The sequence below is a fragment of the Rhizobium sp. X9 genome (assembly GCF_018873185.1).
Lineage (GTDB): Bacteria > Pseudomonadota > Alphaproteobacteria > Rhizobiales > Rhizobiaceae > Agrobacterium > Agrobacterium oryzihabitans.
Map to the genome: position 1 here is coordinate 2,570,542 of NZ_CP071311.1, position 21,230 is coordinate 2,591,771.

A 21,230-nucleotide genomic window follows, 5' to 3' on the forward strand; every position below is an offset into this window, starting at 1 on the left:
CGTTACACCGTCTTGATCTTTTCCCGACGAAAGCCCAGCCCCACCAGCCGGCCTGTCAAATGGGCAAAAAGCGGAAATCGCATGATCGCCCGCACAAAGGCGGGCGGGCCTTTGGGCTTTTCCACCCTATCCGTATCCGCCTGCTCTTTCTTGCGGCCGATACGCATCATCCGCTGCAGAAACTGTGTGGCCTTGGTCGGAAAGGACCGGCGTTTCTGGATTGCGGCGAGATCATCATCGGCAACGGCCCGGCCGGACAAGAACACCGGCACGAGCACATTGGCCGCGGCCACGGCGTCCTGAACAGCGAGATTGATGCCGACACCGCCAACAGGCGACATGGCGTGGGCCGCGTCGCCGATGCAGATGAGGCCTGGTTTCCACCAGCGCTTCAACCGGTCGATACGAACGGTCAGGAGATGCACGTCATCCCAACTTTTGAGTTCATCGAGCCTCTCGCGCGGGAAAGGGCAGATTTCCGCGACCCTGTCCCTGAAGGCTTCAATTCCCTGCAGCTTTATGTCCGCGAAAAAGCCCTTGCGCACCACATAACCGCATTGCCAGTAGTCGCCGCGGTTGATCATCACGAAACCCTGCTGCGAGCCCGCATGCCCCATGGTTTCGGTTGGATCACCCGGCTGTTTCGAAAGGCGCAACCACAGCACTTCGGTCGGTATACCGAAGCGCTGCACTTCGAGGCCAGCCGCCTCTCGGACGATGGAATTGCGGCCGTCCGCGCCCACCACCAGATCAGCGGCGATCTCGATCGCGCCTTCCGGCGTATTGACGATGAGACCGCCAATACGCCCGTCCCTCTCGATCAGGCCGGTCACCGGCGCATTCATCAGCAGCCGGAAATTTTCATATTGCCCGGCCTTGCCGACGATGAAATTGAGAAAATCCCATTGCGGCATGAACGCAATGAAGCGATGCCGGACCGGCAGCCGCGAAAAATCTGCGATCGTGATGCGCTCGCCGCCAATGACTGCGTTCAGCCGTGGCGCGCGTGTATGCGGCAGACTCAGGAACTCATCGATAAAACCCAGTTGCTCCATCAATTCCAGCGTGGAAGGGTGGATGGTGTCGCCGCGAAAATCACGCAGAAAATCCCCGTGTTTCTCGACCACCGTGACATCGATGCCGCTGCGGGCAAGGAGCAGGCCGAGCATCAGGCCGGCCGGCCCGCCGCCCGCCACGACGACCGACGTGCGGATGTGTTGAACACCACTACCGTCATTTTCCGCTACGACTTTCGCTTCTTCCATCACCTTCCCCCGTTTCCGTCCCTTTAAAGGTCTTTATCGTGAATCCGCCGCCGGAAGGGTTGCATTTTTCGGCTGCGGCCAGCCGTGCGCATCGAAGCGAAAAAGCATTTCGGATCGGGCGAAGATAAAGGCGAAGGCCATGGCAGTCCACATGCCAAGCAACAGCCCGGCGGCGACATCGCTTGGATAATGCGCACCGACAATGACGCGCGAAACGCCGATGACCAGGGCAAGCAGGAGAAACACCCAGCGGAAGCGCGGCATCAGCATGGCGAAGACGCCAAAAAATGCCCCGGCAGCGGTCGAATGGCCGGAGGGGAAACTTTCATAGAGATTGTCGCCGGTGAAGGGCGTGAGGCTGTAGGCGCCCATCTCCAGAAGAAGCTCCGGCCGCGCCCGCCCGATCAGGAATTTCAGCGTGTGGACGAGAATGCTGGCCGTACCGATCGTCAGGAAGAAATAAGCGAGAAGCCGCCATGCGGTTCGCAGCTGCCCGGCATAGGTCCGCGCCTGCAAAACGCGCGCGCCGACATAGGCAAGGATTGCGAGAGCCCCCGTGGAATAGAGCATCCAGCTGAATGTTCCGAAATCGGTAATGGAGCGATTGAAGGAAACGATCGTTCCCGGCAGGGCCTGGGCACGTTCCGAAAGGCGCGGGTCGAAAGGAATAAAGACCAGAACCAGCACAATGCTTGCCGCAAAAATCCAACCACTGGAAACAAGGAAACGTCGCATCAATATCCTCTCATCGTTTTTCTTGCATATGGCTTTGCCGTCCACAAAAACAATAGCCGGGCTTTGTCCTTGTTATGGCTGGTTTTCGCGAGTAGAGGCTAATGCATGTCGCCCGAAACTGTGTAGCGGTTTCGGGGAATGTCATGCACCGGAAGGTGCGAACCGGAAACGACCGACGGACTGAAGATGACGACTGCCAGTGAAATGCCACGCAAGCTGACGATATTGGGTTCGACGGGCTCGATCGGAACGAACACGCTGGATGTCGTGCGTCAGCTGGGGGGCCGTGGCCAATTCGAGATCATGGCGCTCACCGGCGCAGGCAACATCACCCTTCTGGCGGAACAGGCGCGCGAATTCGGCGCTGAGCTCGCGGTGACTGCCGAGGATGACAAATACGAGGCGCTGAAATCCGCACTTTCCGGCACCGGCATCAAGGTTGCAGCAGGCAAATCCGGCCTCGAAGAGGCGGCCTCGATGGAGGCAGGCTGGGTGATGGCGGCGATTGCCGGAACACCCGGTCTGGCCCCGACATTGACGGCCGCACGGCGCGGCGCGGATATAGCACTTGCCAACAAGGAATGCCTTGTTTCGGCGGGCGATGTTTTCCTGCGCACGGTCAAACAGGGCGGCGGCAGGCTGATCCCGGTCGACAGCGAACATAGCGCGATCTTCCAGTGCCTGACGGGCGAACACAAACAGGCCGTGGAGCGCATCGTACTCACGGCTTCCGGCGGACCGTTCCGCACCTGGTCGCGTGAACAGATGGCCAATGTTACGGCGGATATCGCCCGCGCCCATCCCAACTGGTCGATGGGGTTAAAGGTATCGATCGGCAGCGCCTCGATGTTCAACAAGGGTCTGGAAATGATCGAGGCGAAATACCTCTTCGACCTCAGGCCCGATCAGGTGGAGGTGATCGTCCACCCGCAGTCGATCGTGCATTCAATGGTCGGTTACAGCGATGGCTCCTACATCGCACAACTCGGGTCGCCCGATATGCGAACCGCCATCTCCTATGCCCTTACCTACCCCGAGCGCGGCAATCTCAATGTCGAGCGTCTGGATTTTGCAAAACTGGCGCGGCTCGATTTCGAAGCGCCCGACGAGAACCGGTTCCCGGCGCTCCGTCTGGCGCGCACGGCGCTGGAGCGCGGGGGCCTGCAGGGCGCGGCTCTGAACGCAGCCGAGGAGACCGCCTTTCACGCCTTCGTCGAGGGCGGCATCGGGTTTCTCGATATGGCCGAGATCGTCGAAACGGTCATGGACCGTATGCATGATGGCCGATCCGGCGTAACGATTGACGATGTGTTCGCGGCGGACGACGAAGCCCGGGACCACGCGCGCGAACTGATCGCCACCAAAGAAAAGGCCGCGTAAACGCGGCCCCGTTCTTCTCTTGATATTTGAACTGCGGCCTTAGGCCACTGCACGAGCCAGCGCGCAATGCGACCAGAGCTGGTGCAATGCACCGACCAGCTGCTCGATGTCGGCATCGGTATGCAGCGGTGTCGGCGTGATGCGTAGGCGCTCTGTCTTGCGCGGCACGGTCGGATAGTTGATCGGCTGCACATAGACGCCGTGATTGTCGAGCAGGATATCCGAAATCCATTTGCATTTGGCAGCATCACCGACCATCACGGGCACGATATGGCTTGGATTGTCCATATGCGGAATGCCGCGCGCGTCGAGAAGACCCCGCAGCTTGCGCACCCGATCCTGATGGCGGGCGCGCTCGAAGGGACTTGCCTTCAGATGCTGGATCGAGGCAATCGCGCCGGCGGCAAGCGACGGCGGCAGGGCCGTCGTGAAGATGAAACCGGAGGCAAAGGAGCGGATGAAGTCGCAGACCGCCGTAGAGCCGGTAATATAACCGCCCATCACGCCGAAGGCCTTGCCGAGCGTCCCTTCGATGATCGTCAGGCGATCCATGAGACCTTCGCGCTCGGCAATTCCGCCGCCGCGCGGTCCGTACATGCCAACGGCGTGAACCTCATCGAGATAGGTCATGGCGCCGTAACGATCGGCGAGATCGCAGATTTCCTTGATCGGCGCGATATCGCCGTCCATCGAATAGACAGACTCAAAAGCGATGAGCTTCGGCGCGTTCGGATCGGCCGCCTTGAGTTTCGCCTCGAGATCTTCGAGATCATTGTGCTTCCAGATCACCCGCTCGCAACGGCCGTAACGGATGCCTTCGATCATCGAAGCATGGTTCAGCGCATCGGAGAAAATGATCAGGCCGGGAATTTTCTGGCCGAGCGTACCGAGTGTCGCCCAGTTGGACACATAACCCGAGGTGAAGATCAGCGCCGATTCCTTGCCGTGCAGATCGGCAAGTTCCTGTTCAAGCAGGACATGGTAATGATTGGTGCCAGAAATATTCCGGGTGCCTCCCGCACCCGCGCCACAGTGATCGATGGCGGCTTTCATGGCTTCGATGACTTTCGGGTTCTGGCCCATGCCGAGATAATCGTTGGAGCACCAGACCGTTACGTCCTTGCGCTCGCCATTGGCGTTGTACCGTGTCGCGCGGGGAAAATTGCCCTGCTGGCGCTCGATATCCGCAAAAACGCGATAGCGTCCCTCAGAATGCAGGCTCTGCAGTTCCGCCGTGAAAAATGCCTCGAAGTCCATGCCATGCTCCAGAATTGACCAGATCGTTTTCTCCCCCGACATCGGGACCGTCAACCCTTTTGGGCCACTTTAACCGCGTCTGCGTCAATTCGCCGTTGTTTTGAACCATTCCAATAAACCGTTTATAGAACCCAATGAAAAGTACAAAATTGATTCACATCAAAAAACCGCGAATTTTGTAACCTTTTTCGCGACGCGCCGTTGTTTGGGACGCAATCGATTTACGCTCGGAGGAATGCCTGAACTCGAGGCTTCCCTAAACGGCATCGAATTGTTAGTTATCTGTGGCGGTCGGAGGTAGCAGTCGCCGCAGATAAATATGGGACGCCTACCGAGCCGAAGAGCTCATTGTAACGTTGGAGAGAGTTTCATGAAAAAGGCAATCATATTTGCGCTGGTCGGCCTGTCGCTTGCAAGCTGCACGCAGACTGAAAAGGGAGCTTCGATCGGTGCCGTTTCCGGTGCGGTCCTTGGCGGCGCTATCACGGGCAATGTTCGTGGCGCGGCAGTGGGCGCAGCGATCGGCGGCGTAGGCGGCGCATTGATCGGCAATGCATCCGAGCCGGGCTATTGCTATTATCGCGACCAGTACGGTCAGCGTTACACGGCGCGTTGCCGTTAATCGCATCGCGAAATACCGTTGCACAGAAGCCCCGGTCACCCGGGGCTTTTTGCGTTAAGACGGGCAAAACGCAAGCCAAAGGGTCCTCAACGCCGTTTATTTATGATTAAATTGCAATGTTAACGGACAGGAAACGGGTTAGAGCCAAAATAAATGCTCAACCATAAAGCAGCTTATGCGAAGAAAACGGACTAACCCGAAGACAGGTATTGCGTATCGGAAAGCTGGCACCGCTCTTGCGGTTGCCATGGCGTTCGCCCTGTATCCGGCTTTTGCCCGCGACGCCTTTGCCTTCAAACTGTTCGGTGTGCGCCTCTGGGGTTCGGAAGAACCGGAGGTTGAGGTTATCAATCCGGTCAAATATGCCGTCACGCTCAACGCGCCCGATGCCGACAAATCGTTGACAGGCAGCCTCGAGAACAGCTCGCTCCTTCTGGCAGACAAGGACAAACCCGCCTCCGGCGATCTTGGCCTTCTCATAAAGGCAAGAGATGACAGGGACAGGCTGATCGCAGCTCTCTATGAAAACGCGCGGTATGGCGGCATCGTCAAGGTCACCGTCGCCGGCAAGGACGTGGACGATCTGCCCCCCAATCCTGTGTTCGACCACAGCGCACCCGTACCGGTGGTCATAACGGTGACGCCGGGTCCTAAATTCACGCTCGGCAGCGTCCGCCTTGAAGGCGATGTGACGGGACGCAACCTTGAAGAATACGGTCTCATCACCGGCGGCGATGCCGGATCTCTGGCAATCATCCGCGCCGGCAACAAGCTGATCGAGGATCTGAAAGCCGAAGGCCGCCCGCTTGCAAAGCTGACGAAACGCGAGGCGGTCGCAAACCACGCGACGAATACGGTCGACATTACCATGGCCGCCGAAGGCGGGCCTATTGCCCCCCTCGGAGAGGTGACCGTCACCGGTGAAAAAACCGTCGATGGGGACTTCATCCGCCGTTATTCGCGCCTCAATGGCGGTGAGCCCTATTCGCCGGAAAAGCTGCGCAAGGCTGCGGACAGGCTGCGCCAGCTGGGCGTGTTTTCCAGCCTGACAATCAAGGAAGCCGGAACGCTTTCGCGCGACGGCACCATTCCGCTCACCATCGAGGTGTCGGAAGGCAAGCACCGTTATTTCGGTGTCGGTGCACAATATTCCACCACCGAAGGTATCGGCCTCCAGGGCTACTGGGGCCACCGGAACCTGTTCGGACAGGCGGAATCGCTGCGCATCGAGGGCTCGGTTTCGCGCATCGCCGAAGCATCCAGCGTCGAAGGCATGGATTATTCGGCGGGCATCACCTTCACCAAGCCCGGTATGTTCAATCCGCGCACTACATTCAAGACCAGCCTTATCGCCAAGACCGAGCATCCCGATACCTATGAGGCGAAGACGCTGACGGGAACGGCCGGTTTCAGCTATGAGCTGAACGATACGGACACCGCGGCCGCCGGTCTTGAGGTCCAATGGGCCGATACCGAAGATGCTTTCGGCAAGAACGAATATCTGACCACCTCCATACCGCTGGAATTCGTGCGCGATACACGCGACGACAAGCTCAACCCCACCGAAGGCTTCCGTGCATCGGTAGCGGCGAAGCCCAGCTATGAGGCGCTGAACGGCACGTTCTTTTCCTCCTTCGAAGGCTCCATCACGGGCTACAAGGGGCTCGGCGCCGAAGACCGGCTGATCATGGCCGGAAAGCTTTCGGGCGGCGTGCTGGTCGGCGGCAGCGACCTGCAGGACATACCGACCACCCGGCGTTTTTACGCCGGCGGCGGCGGCTCGGTTCGCGGCTATAGCTACCAGGAAATATCGCCCTATAATGCAGACGGGGATGCAACCGGCGGCCGCTCTTATGTGGTAGGCTCCGTCGAAGCCCGCATCAAGGTCACTGATACGATCGGCATCGTGCCTTTCATCGATGCCGGCGTGGTTTCGGACGAAGTGACCCCCGATTTCTCCGATATCCGGGCTGGCGCCGGTATTGGTCTGCGTTACGCGACGCCCTTCGGGCCTCTGCGTCTCGATGTTGCCATGCCGCTTGATAAATATGATGGCGGCAACAGTTTCGGCATTTATGCTGGCATCGGCCAGTCTTTTTAAACGCCGCAGTCGAACACCCTTACAACAGAGTGTAGATTACCCTTGATGAAAACGTTGATTCGATTGCTGAAATGGCTGGGCTACGCTGCATTGTGCGGCGTTGTATTGGTATTGCTTGCGGTTCTGTTCGTCGGTTTTACACCGATGGGTGCCAGAATTGCCGCAAAACAGATTTCATCGCTCGTATCCACGCCCGATCAGACGATTGAAATATCCCCGCCCAGCGGTCTTCTGACTGGCCGCCTGCGGCTCGACAACGTCACCCTTTCGGACCGGCAGGGAGCCTATGCCCGTGTAAACCAGATTGCCGTCGACTGGTCGCCGCTCTCTCTGCTTGCCGGCACTTTCCATGCCGACCGTGTGTCGGCCGGATCGATCGATGTCGAGCGTAAGCCGCTTCCCGCACAGGAAACAGCGACGAAAAGCGCCGGCAATTCCTCGCTGCCAATCGAAATCGCCATCGATAATTTCAGCTTTCCCGATATCAGCCTCGGGCAGTCGCTTCTCGGGCGCCCCTTCGACCTGACGACCGAAGGCAATCTGAAGGCGGCGCAGGACGATATGCGGCTGTCGCTCACGGCCAACCGGCTGAATGCTCCCAATGCCTCCGTCAATGCGGATGTCGCATTTCTTCCGAATGAAAATGTGCTGAAGCTGAAAGCGGAGATGAAAGAGCCAGAGGGCGGGCTTCTCGCCACGCTGCTTTCCCTTCCCGGCACGCCAGCCGTGGCTATCGACGTGAACGGCGAAGGGCCGCTTTCCGACTGGACCGGCACCTTGCGCGGCAATGTCGCAGGCAACCAGATCCTCAATGTCACGGGCCGCCATCTTCTTGCCGACGACGGCACACGCCGCATCGAGATTGCCGGCGGCGGCCAGCCGGATCTGCTTCTGCCCCCTGCCTTCCGCCAGCTTTTTGCCGGCGAGACGAAACTCGATGCGAACGCCACGCTTTCTCCGCAGAACCGCATAGAAATCGGCAGCAGCACGCTGGAAACCGGCACCCTGCTGCTGACGGCCTCCGGCATCGTCGATCCAAACGGTCAGAACGATCTTAGTGCGAACCTCATCGGCACAGCGGGTCCGGTAGATTTTCGCTGGCCGCTGAACAATGGCGAGGTTCAGGCCCTCATCAACGGGCTTGATCTTTCGCTGAAAGGCAACGCCGATGCCGCACATCTCAAGACCACGGCGTCATTGCGCAGCCTTTCTTTGCCGCAAGGCAAGCTTGACGATATCAAGCTGACGGCGGAAAGCACCGATCTCAATATTGCCGACCAGAGCGGCACCATCCAGACCGTCCTTTCCGTCGCGCAATCGTCCTTCGTCAGCCCGGATATCGACCGGCTCGTGCGCGCGCCCGTCACCATCAAGGCGCCGCTCCGCCTCACCTCTTCCGCCATTGGCTTTGACGGCGCGACGCTGGAAAGCGCCAGTGTGGGCGGAACGCTGAACGGCAGTTTCGACCTTGCCAATAATCGCCTGACATCCAGCGTGCAGCTTTTCGCTTTGCCCGCCACCCTGCCGCCGGCGCTTGCCGAAAAATTCGATACCACCATCGCTCTCCAGGGCGATATCGACCTGATCATTGGCGGGCGCACCAGCGTTCAGAACCTCGTGGTCAAATCCGGAACGATCGAAGCGGCCGGCGATGTCAGCCTCGAAAACGACGCGTTGAGCGCCAATCTGACAGGTAAATTTCCGGCGCTCGAAAAGCTGACGCCGCAGGCCAAAGGCGTTGCCGATTTTGCAATCGAAGCCAGCGGCGCGCTCGCCGCACCTGATTTCAATGTCACCCTGAGTTCCGAAAGTGCGATCCTTGCCGGACGAAAACTCGAAGCGCTGAAGGTCAATGCCTCTGGCAAGGCCGATCCCAAGGCCCCGCAGGCGAAACTGACGGCCAGCGGCAGCCTCGACCAGCAGAAGATCGACGCCAACGCCAATGTGGTGCAGACCGAAAACGGCACGGCGATCCCCGAGCTTCACGTCGCGGTGGGCCGCAATATCTTGGACGGGCAGCTGCAATTTTCGCAGCAGTTCCTCCCTTCCGGCAATCTTTCCTTCAACTTCCCGGATCTGGCTCTGCTGGCAGCCCTTGCCGCACAACAGGCGGAAGGCGACGTTGCCGGCGATATAGCGCTGAGCAACGAAAATGACCGGATTGCCGCAACGATAAAGGCGAATGGCGGCACCATCCGTCAGGGCACGACGACGATCTCCAAGCTGGCTGCCGATATCTCCATCGATGACCTGCAGGCGCTCGCCATCAATGGCAAGGTCAGTGCCGACAGCGTCAATGCGGGTGCTGCATCGATTTCCGCACTGAACGCGACCATCGGCCATTCCGGCACCACAACGCAATTCGACGTCAACGGCCGCTACGACAATGCGCCGCTGGTGGCAAAAGGCAGCGCCGATACCGGCGGCTCGCCGATGACCGTGCGGATCGACGCCTTTTCCGCCGCCCCCAAGGGCATCGCCGTGCGGCTCGAAAAGCCGAGCACCATCGCGATCGAGAACGGCACGGCCCGCATTTCCGGTCTGACCATCATCACAGGCGACGGGCGCGTCGAGGTCAACGGTACTGCCGGATCGACGCTCGACATCAATGCCGATATCCGTTCGCTTCCCGCAAGCCTGGCAAACGCCTTCGCCGCCGGGCTGGATGCGGCCGGCAGCATATCCGGCACCGTCAGCGCCAAGGGGGCGGCATCCGACCCCTCGGTTGATTATAATCTGAACTGGGCGAATGCCGAGGTCTCGCAGACCCGCGCCGCCGGGCTTGCAGCGCTTGGCATCAAGGCGAACGGCCGCTTTGCCGGCGGTACGCTGCAGATCGACACCAATGTGACCGGTCAGGGCGGCATGTCGCTTGCGGGCGGCGGCTCCCTTGGCATTGCCGGCAATCGCCCGCTTTCCATGGCCTTTACCGGAAGGCTGCCCTTCTCTGCGGTTGCCGCGCAGACCGCCGCCCAGGGCCTCGATGTGAATGGCACAGCCGCCATCGACGTGAAGATTTCCGGCAGCGCATCCGCACCCGTCGTGACCGGTAGCATCACCACAGATGGCACGCGCCTGACCGACGTGCGCCGGAACCTGACCGTCAATGGACTGGGTGCAACCATCACTTTCGATCGCGACCGCGCCGTCATTTCCCGGTTGACGGGCAAGCTGGCAGGCGGCGGCACAATCTCGGGAACCGGCAGCGTCGGCATAGCCGGTGGCTCGGGCTTCCCCGCAGATATTTCGATCACGCTGGATCGCGCCGGTTATAATGACGGCACGCTGGTAACGACGGTGGTCAGCGGTACGCTGACGCTGAAAGGCCCGCTGTTGAACTCACCCGTGCTCGGCGGCAACCTGACGCTGGACAGGAGCGCCATCACCATTCCCGAAAAGCTTCCGGCCTCACTGACGGAAATCGACGTCAAACACAAGAATGCCCCACCGAAGGTACGCGCGCAGGCAAAAGCACTGGGTGGCGATCAGGGCGGCAGCGGCAGTTCCTCCACCATCAATCTCGATCTGCAGGTGAACGCCCCAAGCGGCATCTTCGTACGCGGACGCGGCATCGACGCCGAGTTGACGGGCAATCTGACGATCCGGGGCACGGCGGCCGTTCCCGTCATCTCCGGCGGCTTTGAAATGCGTCGCGGCAGGCTGGAAATCCTCACCCGTCGTCTTGATTTCACCACCGGCAACATCAGCTTCGGTGGCGGCCTCATCCCGGTTCTCGATATGAAGGCGGACTCGACGGTCGGTTCAACCACCGTCACGGTCGCGGTTTCCGGCAATGCCAACGACCCTACATTCGCCTTCTCCTCGGCCCCTGCCCTGCCGCAGGATGAAGTCATGGCCCAGCTGATCTTCGGTCAGTCCATGTCGAAACTCTCCGCCCTGCAGATCGCACGGCTGGCGGATGCCGCCGCCCAGCTTGCCGGCGGACGCTCCACCTCGCTGTTCGACAAGCTCAGAAGCAATCTCGGCGTCGACGATCTTGATATCTCGACGGATTCCGAAGGCCAGGCCCGCGTTTCCGCCGGCAAATATCTCAATGAAAGAACCTATCTCGAATTGCAGCAAAGCGGCGATTCCGGCGCCAAAGCCATAATCAACCTCGATGTCGGGCGCGGTGTGAAATTGCGCGGTGAAGCAGGCGGCGATGGCGAAGGCGCTGCCGGCATATTTTACGAGAAGGAATACTAGCATTCCAGTAAAAGTGCGTAGCGATTTTACGTCCGGACAATGCGCAGAATCAAAGGGAGAGTGTTTTCGCGATTCGAAGAAAAGCGAAAACGCTCCGAGGCCGGTCCGCATTTAGGTTTGCGAAACCATCTCATGGTAAGAATCATTGAATGAAGACGGAAATATTGTTTCCGGCTGTTCAGGCACCAGGCAGAACGCCAAATCCGCATATGCAAGTGTCGGTGCACTTGCGCCGGCCTCCACAGCGAGCATTGGGAAGAATTCTGATGGCAATGATTAACTCTACCAATTTTGGCGGTGAGACGCTCGAAATCATCGCGTTCCGCCTGCATGATCAGGAATTCTGCGTAAAGACGACGACCATTCGCGAAATTCGCGGCTGGGCGCCTTCCACGCCCATTCCCCACGCGCCGAAAGACGTCATCGGCGTCATGAACCTGCGCGGCTCGGTCATTCCGATCATCGATCTGGCCCACAAGCTCGGCATGAAGAGCACCGTCGCCAATGAGAGAAGCGCCATCGTGGTGGCTGAAGTGCACAACATGGTCATCGGCATGCTCGTCGACCGCGTGTCCGACATTCTGACGATCCCGGCAAATCAGGTCCAGCCGGTTCCGGAAATCTCCGCCTCTTTCGACAAGTCCTATTCCGAAGGCATCATCGCCAACGAACATGGCATGATCTGCTTCCTGAACCTTGCAAAGATGTTCAAGGGGACAGAAGCGGAAGATCTCGCGGCCTAAGCAGCCCTTCGCTTCGATTATCGACAATAAGACAGCACCGCCGGAGCACAAGCCCGGCGGTTTTTGTTTTTTGTGCTGATCTCATTTTATCAAATAAGAACATTTTAATATTATAGATATCTAATATTAAAGGCCGAAGATCAGTACACACTAAAAGGATGCCCGACCGAGGCCAAGAAGTCGCAAGTGCCTGAATTGCCGCCTCGGCGGCAGAACCTGTCCGATGTTCAAACTAATACGGCGTGAACCGCATAACAGTGTAGTTCGCCGCACCGTGGACCGATATTTGGGGGACGTCCAATGCTGGGGTTAGGGAAAAGCGCAGATAACCGAAACATGCTCGATGCGATATCCAGATCGCAGGCGGTTATAGAATTCGATCTTAAAGGCAATATTCTCACGGCAAACAGCAATTTCTGCAAGGCGCTCGGCTATGAGCTCGCCGAGATCGTCGGCAAACATCATCGCATCTTCTGCGACCGGGATCTTGCAGCCTCGCGCAGCTATCAGGAATTCTGGGAATCCCTCGGCCGAGGCGAATTTCAGGCCAAGGAATATCGCCGCATCCGCAGGGACGGCTCGGTCATCTGGATCGAAGCGTCCTACAATCCGGTCTTCCGTTCGGGCAAACCCTACAAGGTCATCAAGATCGCGACCGATATCACCGCCAAGAAGATCAAGGCCGTCGAAGACGCCGGCAAGCTCGAGGCGCTTTCCCGCTCTCAGGCCACCATCGAATTTTTCCCCGACGGCACGATCATCACCGCCAATCCGAATTTCTGCGCTACGGTGAATTACGACCTCAAGGAAATCGAGGGCAAGCACCACCGCATGTTCTGTGATCCCGCTTACGCAGCGTCTCCGGCCTATGCCAATTTCTGGCCGCGGCTGGCATCGGGAGAATTCATTTCTGACGAGTTCGTACGCTACGGAAAGAACGGCAAGGAGATATGGATCCAAGCCGCCTATAATCCGGTGCTGGATGAGGCGGGCAAGGTGGTGAAAGTCGTAAAATTCGCAACCGACGTCACGCCGCGCATGAGCGCCATTACGGTTCTTGCCGATGCCCTGCAGGCGCTGGCCGAGGGCGATCTGGTGCAGCGGCTCGACAATAGCTTCGTGCCAAGCATGGAGAAGCTTCGGCACGACTTCAACGACGTGGTCGGCAAGCTCCAGACCACCATGCAGACGATCGCCCACAACGCCTCGACAATCGCATCCGGCTCGGGCGAGATACGCATAGCTGCGGATCAGCTCTCGCAACGCACCGAACAGCAGGCCGCCTCGCTGGAGCAGACCGCAGCCGCGCTGGAAGAAATCACCACCACCGTCACCGATGCCAGCCAGCGCGCCGGCGAAGCCGGGAAGCTGGTGCTGCGCACGAAAGATCATGCCGAGCATTCCGGTGAAATCGTTCAGCAGGCAATTTCCGCCATGGATGCGATTTCGCGCTCCTCCGGCGAAATCACCAACATTATCGGCGTCATAGACGACATCGCCTTCCAGACCAATCTTCTTGCCCTGAATGCAGGCGTCGAAGCTGCCCGTGCCGGTGAAGCGGGCAAGGGTTTCGCCGTCGTGGCACAGGAGGTCCGGGAACTTGCACAACGATCCGCCGTTGCGGCCAAGGAGATCAAGTCCCTTATCAACACCTCGCGCGAACAGGTGGCCAATGGTGTTGATCTGGTCGGCAGAACCGGCGGCGCTCTGCGGGATATTCAGTCCCAGATGGGCGAAATCGATGCCAATGTCTCGGCCATCGTCGAAGCCTCGCGCGAACAGGCGAATGGGCTGAGGGAAATCAACCAGGCCGTCAACGTCATGGATCAGGCAACCCAGAAAAACGCCGCCATGGTGGAGGAAACCACCGCCGCCAGCCACGGCCTCGCCAATGAAGCTGAAACGCTACACGAATTGCTGCGTCAGTTCAGAATCTCGCATGTGGCTTCGCCATCGTCTGCGCAATCGGGCGACAGAAAGCCAGCCATCGTCACCAGGCTGCCAGCACCGCAACAGCGATATTCCGCAGCGAGATCTCATGGGAACGTGGCGGCAGAATGGGCGGAGTTTTAGATATTAACAGCGCACCAGGCCGGAAGGCCACCGACAGATGGTGGCCCCTGGCGTTATAAAATAATGCGGTCCGCACGGGTGAAGATTTCGAAGTCTTCACCCCGCACCAAAGCGACAAGCGTGATGCCTGCTCTCTCGGCGGTTTCAATGGCAAGCGCGGTGGGGGCCGAAATTGCCGCCAGAACGGGACTGCCGAGGATCGCCGTCTTCTGAACCATTTCCACCGACAGGCGGCTGGTGACAGCCAAGATGCCCGCCCTGGCTGATATGCCGGCGTTGACGACAGCGCCGGCAAGCTTGTCGAGCGCATTATGGCGGCCGACATCCTCGCGCGCAGCAAGCAGACCCTTTTCGGGATTATAGAACCCCGCACCGTGAACGGCCCTCGTTTCGCGGTTGAGGTCTTGCGCATCATTGAGCGCCTTCATTGCGGCGACGATCTCGTGACCCTCAACGGATAGTTCCGCGCCACTCAAATCGGGCACGAGGCGCACGGCCTGTTCGATGGATTCGATACCGCAAAGACCGCAGCCAACCGGTCCCGCCATATGCCGCCGTCTCGCCCGCAGGGCGTCTGCTTCCGCATCCCGCAGATCCACCTGAACATCAAAGCCTTGCCCTGCTTCAATCACCTCTACCGAGAGGATTTCCGAACGCGCCGATATGATACCCTCGGTGAGGCTGAAGCCGATGGCGAAATCGACAAGATCGGCTGGGCTCGCCATCATCACGGCATGGGTGCTGCCACCATAAGAAAAGGCAACGGGCACCTCTTCCGGCACGGATCGCTCACCCGCGGCGACTATGCCCTGTCGCAGGGCAGTTCTTGCGACCCTTCGGTAACTTGCCTTTGCCGACACGATCATCCCTCCATTGCAAGAAGGCACCTCTCTCCGCTCGCGGCTGACAGAAGCTGCATTTCTTCTCAACATCACCTCTAGCCCAAGGCCCGGAAAATCGGAATCTATTTCAGGCCGTTGAGCGCGTCGATCGAGGCAGGGACCTTACGGAGGGGGACTTCTTCCCCTCATCCCGAGAGACAGGCACCGGCTTAAAACAAAAAAGCGACCGAAGCGGCCGCTTTTCTGGTTTGATATTGTGTGGGCAGTCATTCTTTCGAACCCGCCCGGTGCTTTCAAGCAGCGACGAGAACCTCATGCAGGTTCGTCAGTTCGTAAAGATGCTTCTCAAGCTTGGTCAGATGCTCGTGGTGGTGATTGCCTTCTTCGATTTCAGCCTTGGCCGCATCGATGCGCTTCTGCAGCGTATCGGGGGACATATCGTCGGCCGAAACGGCGGATTCCGCCAGAAGCGTGCAGCCCGTCGGAAGAATATCGGCAAAACCGCCGAAAACGACGTATTTATGCGTTTCACCGGAGGCAAACTTCACCGTCACCAGACCCGGCTTGATCGTCGTCATGGTCGGCGCGTGATTGGCCAGCACCGTCATCTCACCCAGCGTAGCCGGGATGACGACTTCCGTAACCGTTTCGGAAACGAGCAGACGTTCCGGGGAAACGAGATCGAATTTGAAACTGTCAGCCATGGCTATTCACTTCTTTTCAATTACGCGGGCGTCACGGACTTGTCTTTTACAACGCCGGCCTCACCATTTCGGTTTCGCCGTCATTGCTGGCAAGGCGCGCGGTTGAACCACGCGCCCGCCAATTCATGATCAGGCAGCTTCGCCAGCCAGCTTCTTTGCCTTTTCGATGGCTTCTTCCATCGAACCGACCATGTAGAAAGCGGCTTCCGGCAGGTTGTCGTATTCGCCGTTGACCAGGCCCTTGAAGCCCTTGATCGTGTCTTCGAGCGCAACGAGCTTGCCCGGCGAACCGGTGAAGACTTCAGCAACGAAGAACGGCTGCGACAGGAAGCGCTCGATCTTGCGGGCGCGGGCAACCGTCAGCTTGTCTTCTTCCGACAGTTCGTCCATGCCGAGGATGGCGATGATGTCCTGGAGAGACTTGTAGCGCTGCAGGGTCGACTGAACCTTACGGGCAACCTCGTAGTGCTCTTCACCGACGATCATCGGGTCGAGCATGCGCGAGGTGGAGTCGAGCGGGTCAACAGCCGGGTAAATACCCTTTTCGGCGATCGAACGCGACAGAACCGTCGTTGCGTCAAGATGCGCGAACGAGGTGGCCGGTGCCGGGTCGGTCAAGTCATCGGCGGGAACGTAAATAGCCTGAACCGAGGTAATCGAACCCTTGTTCGTGGTGGTGATGCGTTCCTGCATCTGGCCCATGTCCGTTGCGAGCGTCGGCTGGTAGCCCACGGCCGAAGGAATACGGCCGAGCAGAGCCGACACTTCCGAACCAGCCTGCGTGAAGCGGAAGATGTTGTCCACGAAGAACAGAACGTCCTGGCCTTCATCACGGAAGTTTTCAGCGATCGTCAGACCGGTCAGGGCGACGCGGGCGCGGGCACCCGGCGGTTCGTTCATCTGGCCGTAAACGAGCGCAGCCTTGGAGCCTTCGCCGCCGCCAAGCTTGTTGACGTTGGACTCGATCATTTCGTGGTAGAGATCGTTACCTTCGCGGGTACGCTCACCCACGCCGGCGAATACCGAGTAACCACCGTGCGCCTTGGCGACGTTGTTGATCAGTTCCATGATGAGAACCGTCTTGCCAACGCCGGCGCCGCCGAACAGGCCGATCTTGCCGCCCTTGGCGTAAGGAGCCAGAAGGTCGACGACCTTGATGCCGGTGACGAGGATCTGTGCTTCGGTCGACTGCTCGACGTAAGACGGCGCATCCTGGTGGATGGCGCGCTTCTTGGCCGTAACGATCGGGCCTGCTTCGTCAACCGGCTCGCCGATGACGTTCATGATGCGGCCGAGCGTTTCAGGACCGACCGGAACCTCGATCGGAGCGCCCGTGTTGCTGACCGGCTGACCGCGGACAAGACCTTCGGTCGAGTCCATGGCGATCGTGCGTACGACGTTTTCGCCGAGATGCTGCGCGACTTCCAGAACGAGGCGGTTGCCGTTGTTCTCGGTTTCGAGCGCGTTCAGGATCGGAGGCAGTTCGCCTTCGAACGCCACGTCGACAACAGCGCCGATAACCTGGGTAACCTTGCCCGCGCCGTTCACCGCTGCGGTTTTCTTGGGGGTAGCTGCCTTAGCCATTATCCTTACCCTCTTTCCTTACCTCAGAGCGCTTCCGCGCCCGAAATGATTTCAATGAGTTCCTTGGTGATCTGAGCCTGGCGCTGACGGTTGTAGGAAAGCGTCAGCTTGTTGATCATCTCACCGGCATTGCGCGTTGCATTATCCATCGCGCTCATCTTGGCGCCCATTTCACCGGCAACGTTTTCGAGCAGAGCCCGGAAAACCTGAACCGAAATGTTGCGCGGAATAAGGTCTTCCAGAATAGAAGCCGCATCCGGCTCGTATTCGTAGACGGCGCTCTGCGTCACTTCATCCTCTTCCACAACAGGCGTTGCGGCCGGAATGAGCTGCAGGCCGGTCGGGATCTGGCTGATGACGGACTTGAACTCCGAATAGATCAGAGTGCAGACGTCGAATTCACCCGCGTTGAAGAGCGAGATCACCTTCTTGGCGATCTGGTCGGCGTTTTCAAAACCGACCTTCTTCACGTCGCGCAGTTCAATGCGCTCGATGATGTTGGCTGCAAATTCGCGGCGAAGGCTGTCATAACCCTTCTTGCCGACCGTGATGATCTTGACCGTCTTGCCTTCGGAAATCAGCTTGCGGGCCTGATCGCGGGCAAAACGGGCGATTTGCGAGTTGAAACCGCCGCAAAGACCACGTTCGGCCGTGCAGACGACGAGCAGATGCACGTCGTCCTTGCCGGTGCCGGTCATCAACGCCGGAGCAACGTCCGCCTCAACCGCCTTGGCGATGTTGGCAAGAACGGCGCTCATGCGCTGAGAATAAGGCCGGGCGGCCTCCGCAGCTTCCTGGGCGCGCCGAAGCTTCGCCGCGGCGACCATTTTCATCGCCTTGGTAATCTTCTGCGTCGCCTTCACGGAGGCAATGCGGTTTTTCAGATCCTTAAGTGAAGGCATCCGTTATCCGTCCGAGTAAAAGAGCCCTAATTACGAGAAAGACTTCGCGAAGGTATCGAGAGCGCCCTTGAGCTTGCCCTTGGTATCGTCGCTGATTGCCTTTTCCGTGCGGATGGTGTCGAGGATCGCCTTGCCTTCCGAGCGGAGGTAGGAGAGGAAACCCTGCTCGAACTTGCCGACCTGTGCGACCGGGATCTTGTCGAGGTAGCCGTTGACACCGGCGAAGATCACCGCGACCTGTTCTTCCGTCTTGAGCGGAGAGAACTGCGGCTGCTTCAGAAGCTCTGTCAGGCGGGCGCCGCGGTTGAGCAGGCGCTGCGTGGACGCGTCGAGGTCCGAGCCGAACTGGGCAAAGGCGGCCATTTCGCGATACTGGGCAAGCTCGCCCTTGATCGAACCGGCAACCTGCTTCATCGCCTTGATCTGGGCGGCGGAGCCAACGCGCGAAACCGACAGACCGACGTTAACGGCCGGACGAATGCCCTGGTAGAACAGGTCGGTTTCAAGGAAGATCTGGCCGTCGGTGATCGAGATCACGTTGGTCGGAATGAACGCCGAAACGTCGTTACCCTGGGTTTCGATAACAGGCAGAGCCGTCAGCGAACCAGCGCCCATTTCGTCGGAGAGCTTCGCAGCGCGCTCCAGAAGACGGGAGTGAAGGTAGAAAACGTCGCCCGGATAAGCTTCGCGGCCCGGAGGACGGCGCAGCAGGAGCGACATCTGACGATAGGCAACGGCCTGCTTGGAAAGGTCGTCATAGCCGATGAGAGCGTGCTTGCCGTTGTCACGGAAGTATTCACCCATGGCGCAACCAGCAAACGGAGCGAGGTACTGCATCGGAGCCGGGTCGGAAGCGGTAGCAGCAACGATGATCGAATACTGCAGCGCGCCGCGCTCTTCCAGAACCTTCACGAACTGGGCAACGGTCGAACGCTTCTGACCGATAGCGACGTAAACGCAATAAAGCTTGTCGCCGTCAGGACCATTATCGTGAATGGCCTTCTGGTTCAGGATCGTGTCGAGAATGATCGCGGTCTTGCCGGTCTGGCGGTCGCCGATGACGAGTTCGCGCTGGCCGCGGCCAACCGGGATGAGGGCGTCGATGGCCTTGAGGCCGGTCGACATCGGCTCATGAACCGACTTGCGCGGAATGATGCCGGGAGCCTTGACGTCAACGCGCGAACGCTTGGCGGCATTGATCGGGCCCTTGCCGTCGATCGGGTTGCCAAGCGCGTCAACGACGCGGCCGAGCAGTTCCGGGCCGACGGGAACGTCAACGATAGCGCCAGTCCGCTTTACGGTGTCGCCTTCCTTGATGTCACGGTCCGAACCGAAGATAACCACACCGACGTTGTCGGCTTCGAGGTTGAGCGCCATGCCGCGAATGCCGCCGGGAAACTCGACCATTTCGCCAGCCTGAACATTGTCGAGGCCGTAAACGCGGGCGATACCGTCACCGACGGAAAGCACCTGACCGACTTCCGAGACTTCCGCCTCGTTGCCGAAATTTTTGATTTGATCTTTCAGAATTGCGGAAATTTCCGCGGCGCGGATATCCATCAGCCAACCTCTTTCAGTGCAAGCTTAAGGGTGGAAAGTTTGGTGCGAAGAGACGTATCGATCTGGCGGGAACCGACCTTGACGATCAGGCCCCCGAGGATCGACGGATCGACGGTAACGGAAATCGTCACATCCTTGCCGGTAACGCTCTTCAGCGCCGCTTTCAGTTCAGTTTCCTGCGCCTCGTCGAGCGCATGTGCCGAGGTGACCTCGGCGGTGATTTCGCCGCGATGGGCAGCGGCAATGGTGCGGTAGGCGCGGATCATGCCGGGAACGGCAAAGAGACGGCGATTATTGGCAACAACCTTGAGGAAATTGACGGCAAGACCCGCAATGCCGGCCTTTTCGCAGATTGCGGTGATTGCCTTGAACTGATCCTCGGCGGAAAACACCGGGCTCGCAACCAGACGCTTCAAATCGTCGCTCTCGTCGAGAAGTGCGCCGAACTTGTCCAGATCGGCTCCAACCGCTTCGACCGCACCCGCTTCCAAAGCAAGCTCGAAAAGCGACGACGCATACCTTTCCGCTACACCGGATGTTCCATGGGAGGTATCTGCCACGGGCACTTTTTCCCTGCTAATCGTCCAAGATTATCAACGGTGGCGATCCACCGCATCAAATTCTTGAAATCGTTTCAATTTCCCCGAAAAAGACCGGAATTCCCCCCTGCCTTTTCCCAATTTCGCGGTCCGTCTAGCATAGGACGCCGGGACTCGCAACACGCGTAATAGCGGAAAGCGCCGTTTGGGCAAGGGGGAATGCGTTTAAATTTTCCGATTTCGCTCAGGATGCGGGTCTGGTGCGGCAGAAAAGCCAAAAAGCCCGGTTTAGACCAGTCCAAACACGTAGCTCAACGACAATGCGGCCAGGAGAAAATGCACAACCATGAGTAAGCAATTTCGCATGGTTGCGCCTCCATCGGAGAGAATGGAGAGAATGCCACCGAAGACACTCAGGGCGAAGGCCGCGCCGAAAGCAAGATAGACCATCGGCTGCGCCAGAAGCAGAGCGGCAGCGCCGAGGCCGAGATAAAAACCGGCAAGCGAGGAGCGCACGAGCGTGTAACCGTCCCTGCGCTCGCCAGCCGGTTGCAGGCCGAAGGCGCGCAGCGTCATGCCCGGTGCAAACATGAAAAACAGGCCGATCACGGCCGATATCGCAGCCGCTCCAAAGGCCAGCTGCTCGCCGAACTCGGCGGGAAAATAAAACTCCATCTCGTTCCCCAAATCATTCTTTTCGCCTGCTGCGTTATGACA

16 protein-coding genes are annotated in these 21,230 nt (G+C 59.0%); 6 read left to right on the forward strand and 10 right to left on the reverse strand.

The features are described 5' to 3' along the window. Positions 1-2: 2 nt before the first annotated feature. Positions 3-1,265 carry an FAD-dependent oxidoreductase gene (locus JZY08_RS12460; RefSeq protein WP_164056408.1) on the reverse strand — a complete coding sequence of 421 codons (1,263 nt, stop codon included), beginning with the start codon at positions 1,263-1,265 and terminating at the stop codon, positions 3-5. Between the two features lie 33 nt (positions 1,266-1,298). Next, positions 1,299-2,000: a phosphatase PAP2 family protein gene (locus JZY08_RS12465; RefSeq protein ID WP_216330326.1), complete on the reverse strand. Its 702-nt coding sequence runs from the start codon at positions 1,998-2,000 to the stop codon at positions 1,299-1,301. 186 nt (positions 2,001-2,186) lie between these two features. Here JZY08_RS12465 and dxr point away from each other — a divergent pair, with 186 nt between their 5' ends. Then, on the forward strand, positions 2,187-3,380 hold the full coding sequence (gene dxr / locus JZY08_RS12470; protein WP_216330327.1) for a 1-deoxy-D-xylulose-5-phosphate reductoisomerase: 1,194 nt from the start codon (positions 2,187-2,189) through the stop codon (positions 3,378-3,380). 39 nt (positions 3,381-3,419) lie between these two features. On the opposite strand, the gene hemA is transcribed toward dxr, so the two are convergent. Beyond that, complete coding sequence (gene hemA, locus JZY08_RS12475; RefSeq protein WP_035241168.1) at positions 3,420-4,637, reverse strand: 5-aminolevulinate synthase; 1,218 nt, start codon at positions 4,635-4,637, stop codon at positions 3,420-3,422. Between the two features lie 370 nt (positions 4,638-5,007). On the opposite strand from hemA, the gene JZY08_RS12480 reads away from it, so the two are divergent. The 5 genes from JZY08_RS12480 (at position 5,008) to JZY08_RS12500 (ending at position 14,382) form a co-directional block, all read left to right on the forward strand. Beyond that, complete coding sequence (locus JZY08_RS12480; RefSeq protein WP_003492347.1) at positions 5,008-5,259, forward strand: YMGG-like glycine zipper-containing protein; 252 nt, start codon at positions 5,008-5,010, stop codon at positions 5,257-5,259. A gap of 175 nt (positions 5,260-5,434) precedes the next feature. Beyond that, a complete protein-coding gene (locus JZY08_RS12485) occupies positions 5,435-7,360 on the forward strand; it encodes an autotransporter assembly complex family protein (protein WP_216330328.1) in 1,926 nt (641 codons plus the stop codon). Positions 7,361-7,405: 45 nt separating this feature from the next. Further along, on the forward strand, positions 7,406-11,566 hold the full coding sequence (locus JZY08_RS12490; RefSeq protein WP_216330329.1) for a translocation/assembly module TamB domain-containing protein: 4,161 nt from the start codon (positions 7,406-7,408) through the stop codon (positions 11,564-11,566). A 266-nt stretch (positions 11,567-11,832) separates the two neighbouring features. Further along, entirely contained in the window at positions 11,833-12,309 is a 477-nt protein-coding gene (locus JZY08_RS12495) for a chemotaxis protein CheW (RefSeq protein WP_003504949.1), read from the forward strand. 300 nt (positions 12,310-12,609) lie between these two features. Beyond that, positions 12,610-14,382 carry a methyl-accepting chemotaxis protein gene (locus JZY08_RS12500; RefSeq protein WP_253204023.1) on the forward strand — a complete coding sequence of 591 codons (1,773 nt, stop codon included), beginning with the start codon at positions 12,610-12,612 and terminating at the stop codon, positions 14,380-14,382. Between the two features lie 53 nt (positions 14,383-14,435). On the opposite strand, the gene fdhD is transcribed toward JZY08_RS12500, so the two are convergent. From fdhD to JZY08_RS12535, 7 genes are all read right to left on the reverse strand, one after another. After that, entirely contained in the window at positions 14,436-15,248 is an 813-nt protein-coding gene (gene fdhD / locus JZY08_RS12505) for a formate dehydrogenase accessory sulfurtransferase FdhD (protein ID WP_216330331.1), read from the reverse strand. Positions 15,249-15,517: 269 nt separating this feature from the next. Beyond that, on the reverse strand, positions 15,518-15,928 hold the full coding sequence (locus tag JZY08_RS12510; RefSeq protein WP_003492358.1) for a F0F1 ATP synthase subunit epsilon: 411 nt from the start codon (positions 15,926-15,928) through the stop codon (positions 15,518-15,520). 129 nt (positions 15,929-16,057) lie between these two features. Further along, a complete protein-coding gene (gene atpD / locus JZY08_RS12515; RefSeq protein ID WP_026363767.1) occupies positions 16,058-17,512 on the reverse strand; it encodes a F0F1 ATP synthase subunit beta in 1,455 nt (484 codons plus the stop codon). 23 nt (positions 17,513-17,535) lie between these two features. Beyond that, positions 17,536-18,414, reverse strand: coding sequence for a F0F1 ATP synthase subunit gamma (locus JZY08_RS12520; protein WP_003492362.1), 879 nt, complete (start codon positions 18,412-18,414; stop codon positions 17,536-17,538). Between the two features lie 30 nt (positions 18,415-18,444). Further along, the gene (gene atpA / locus JZY08_RS12525; protein WP_003492364.1) at positions 18,445-19,974 is read right to left on the reverse strand and encodes a F0F1 ATP synthase subunit alpha; all 1,530 of its coding nucleotides are present in this window, start codon (positions 19,972-19,974) and stop codon (positions 18,445-18,447) included. Beyond that, on the reverse strand, positions 19,974-20,540 hold the full coding sequence (locus tag JZY08_RS12530; protein WP_175414380.1) for a F0F1 ATP synthase subunit delta: 567 nt from the start codon (positions 20,538-20,540) through the stop codon (positions 19,974-19,976). The genes atpA and JZY08_RS12530 overlap by 1 nt, the downstream gene beginning before the upstream one ends. 261 nt (positions 20,541-20,801) lie before the next feature. Continuing rightward, a complete protein-coding gene (locus tag JZY08_RS12535; protein ID WP_003492369.1) occupies positions 20,802-21,188 on the reverse strand; it encodes a phage infection protein in 387 nt (128 codons plus the stop codon). Positions 21,189-21,230 lie beyond the last annotated feature (42 nt).

Excerpts from the sequence above, each read along its gene's own strand:
- JZY08_RS12460 (WP_164056408.1), bottom strand. The coding sequence starts at position 1,265 with ATGGAAGAAGCGAAAGTCGTAGCGGAAAATGACGGTAGTGGTGTTCAA.
- JZY08_RS12465 (WP_216330326.1), bottom strand. The coding sequence starts at position 2,000 with ATGCGACGTTTCCTTGTTTCCAGTGGTTGGATTTTTGCGGCAAGCATT.
- dxr (WP_216330327.1), top strand. The coding sequence starts at position 2,187 with ATGACGACTGCCAGTGAAATGCCACGCAAGCTGACGATATTGGGTTCG.
- hemA (WP_035241168.1), bottom strand. The coding sequence starts at position 4,637 with ATGGACTTCGAGGCATTTTTCACGGCGGAACTGCAGAGCCTGCATTCT.
- JZY08_RS12480 (WP_003492347.1), top strand. The coding sequence starts at position 5,008 with ATGAAAAAGGCAATCATATTTGCGCTGGTCGGCCTGTCGCTTGCAAGC.
- JZY08_RS12485 (WP_216330328.1), top strand. The coding sequence starts at position 5,435 with ATGCGAAGAAAACGGACTAACCCGAAGACAGGTATTGCGTATCGGAAA.
- JZY08_RS12490 (WP_216330329.1), top strand. The coding sequence starts at position 7,406 with ATGAAAACGTTGATTCGATTGCTGAAATGGCTGGGCTACGCTGCATTG.
- JZY08_RS12495 (WP_003504949.1), top strand. The coding sequence starts at position 11,833 with ATGGCAATGATTAACTCTACCAATTTTGGCGGTGAGACGCTCGAAATC.
- JZY08_RS12500 (WP_253204023.1), top strand. The coding sequence starts at position 12,610 with ATGCTGGGGTTAGGGAAAAGCGCAGATAACCGAAACATGCTCGATGCG.
- fdhD (WP_216330331.1), bottom strand. The coding sequence starts at position 15,248 with ATGATCGTGTCGGCAAAGGCAAGTTACCGAAGGGTCGCAAGAACTGCC.
- JZY08_RS12510 (WP_003492358.1), bottom strand. The coding sequence starts at position 15,928 with ATGGCTGACAGTTTCAAATTCGATCTCGTTTCCCCGGAACGTCTGCTC.
- atpD (WP_026363767.1), bottom strand. The coding sequence starts at position 17,512 with ATGGCTAAGGCAGCTACCCCCAAGAAAACCGCAGCGGTGAACGGCGCG.
- JZY08_RS12520 (WP_003492362.1), bottom strand. The coding sequence starts at position 18,414 with ATGCCTTCACTTAAGGATCTGAAAAACCGCATTGCCTCCGTGAAGGCG.
- atpA (WP_003492364.1), bottom strand. The coding sequence starts at position 19,974 with ATGGATATCCGCGCCGCGGAAATTTCCGCAATTCTGAAAGATCAAATC.
- JZY08_RS12535 (WP_003492369.1), bottom strand. The coding sequence starts at position 21,188 with ATGGAGTTTTATTTTCCCGCCGAGTTCGGCGAGCAGCTGGCCTTTGGA.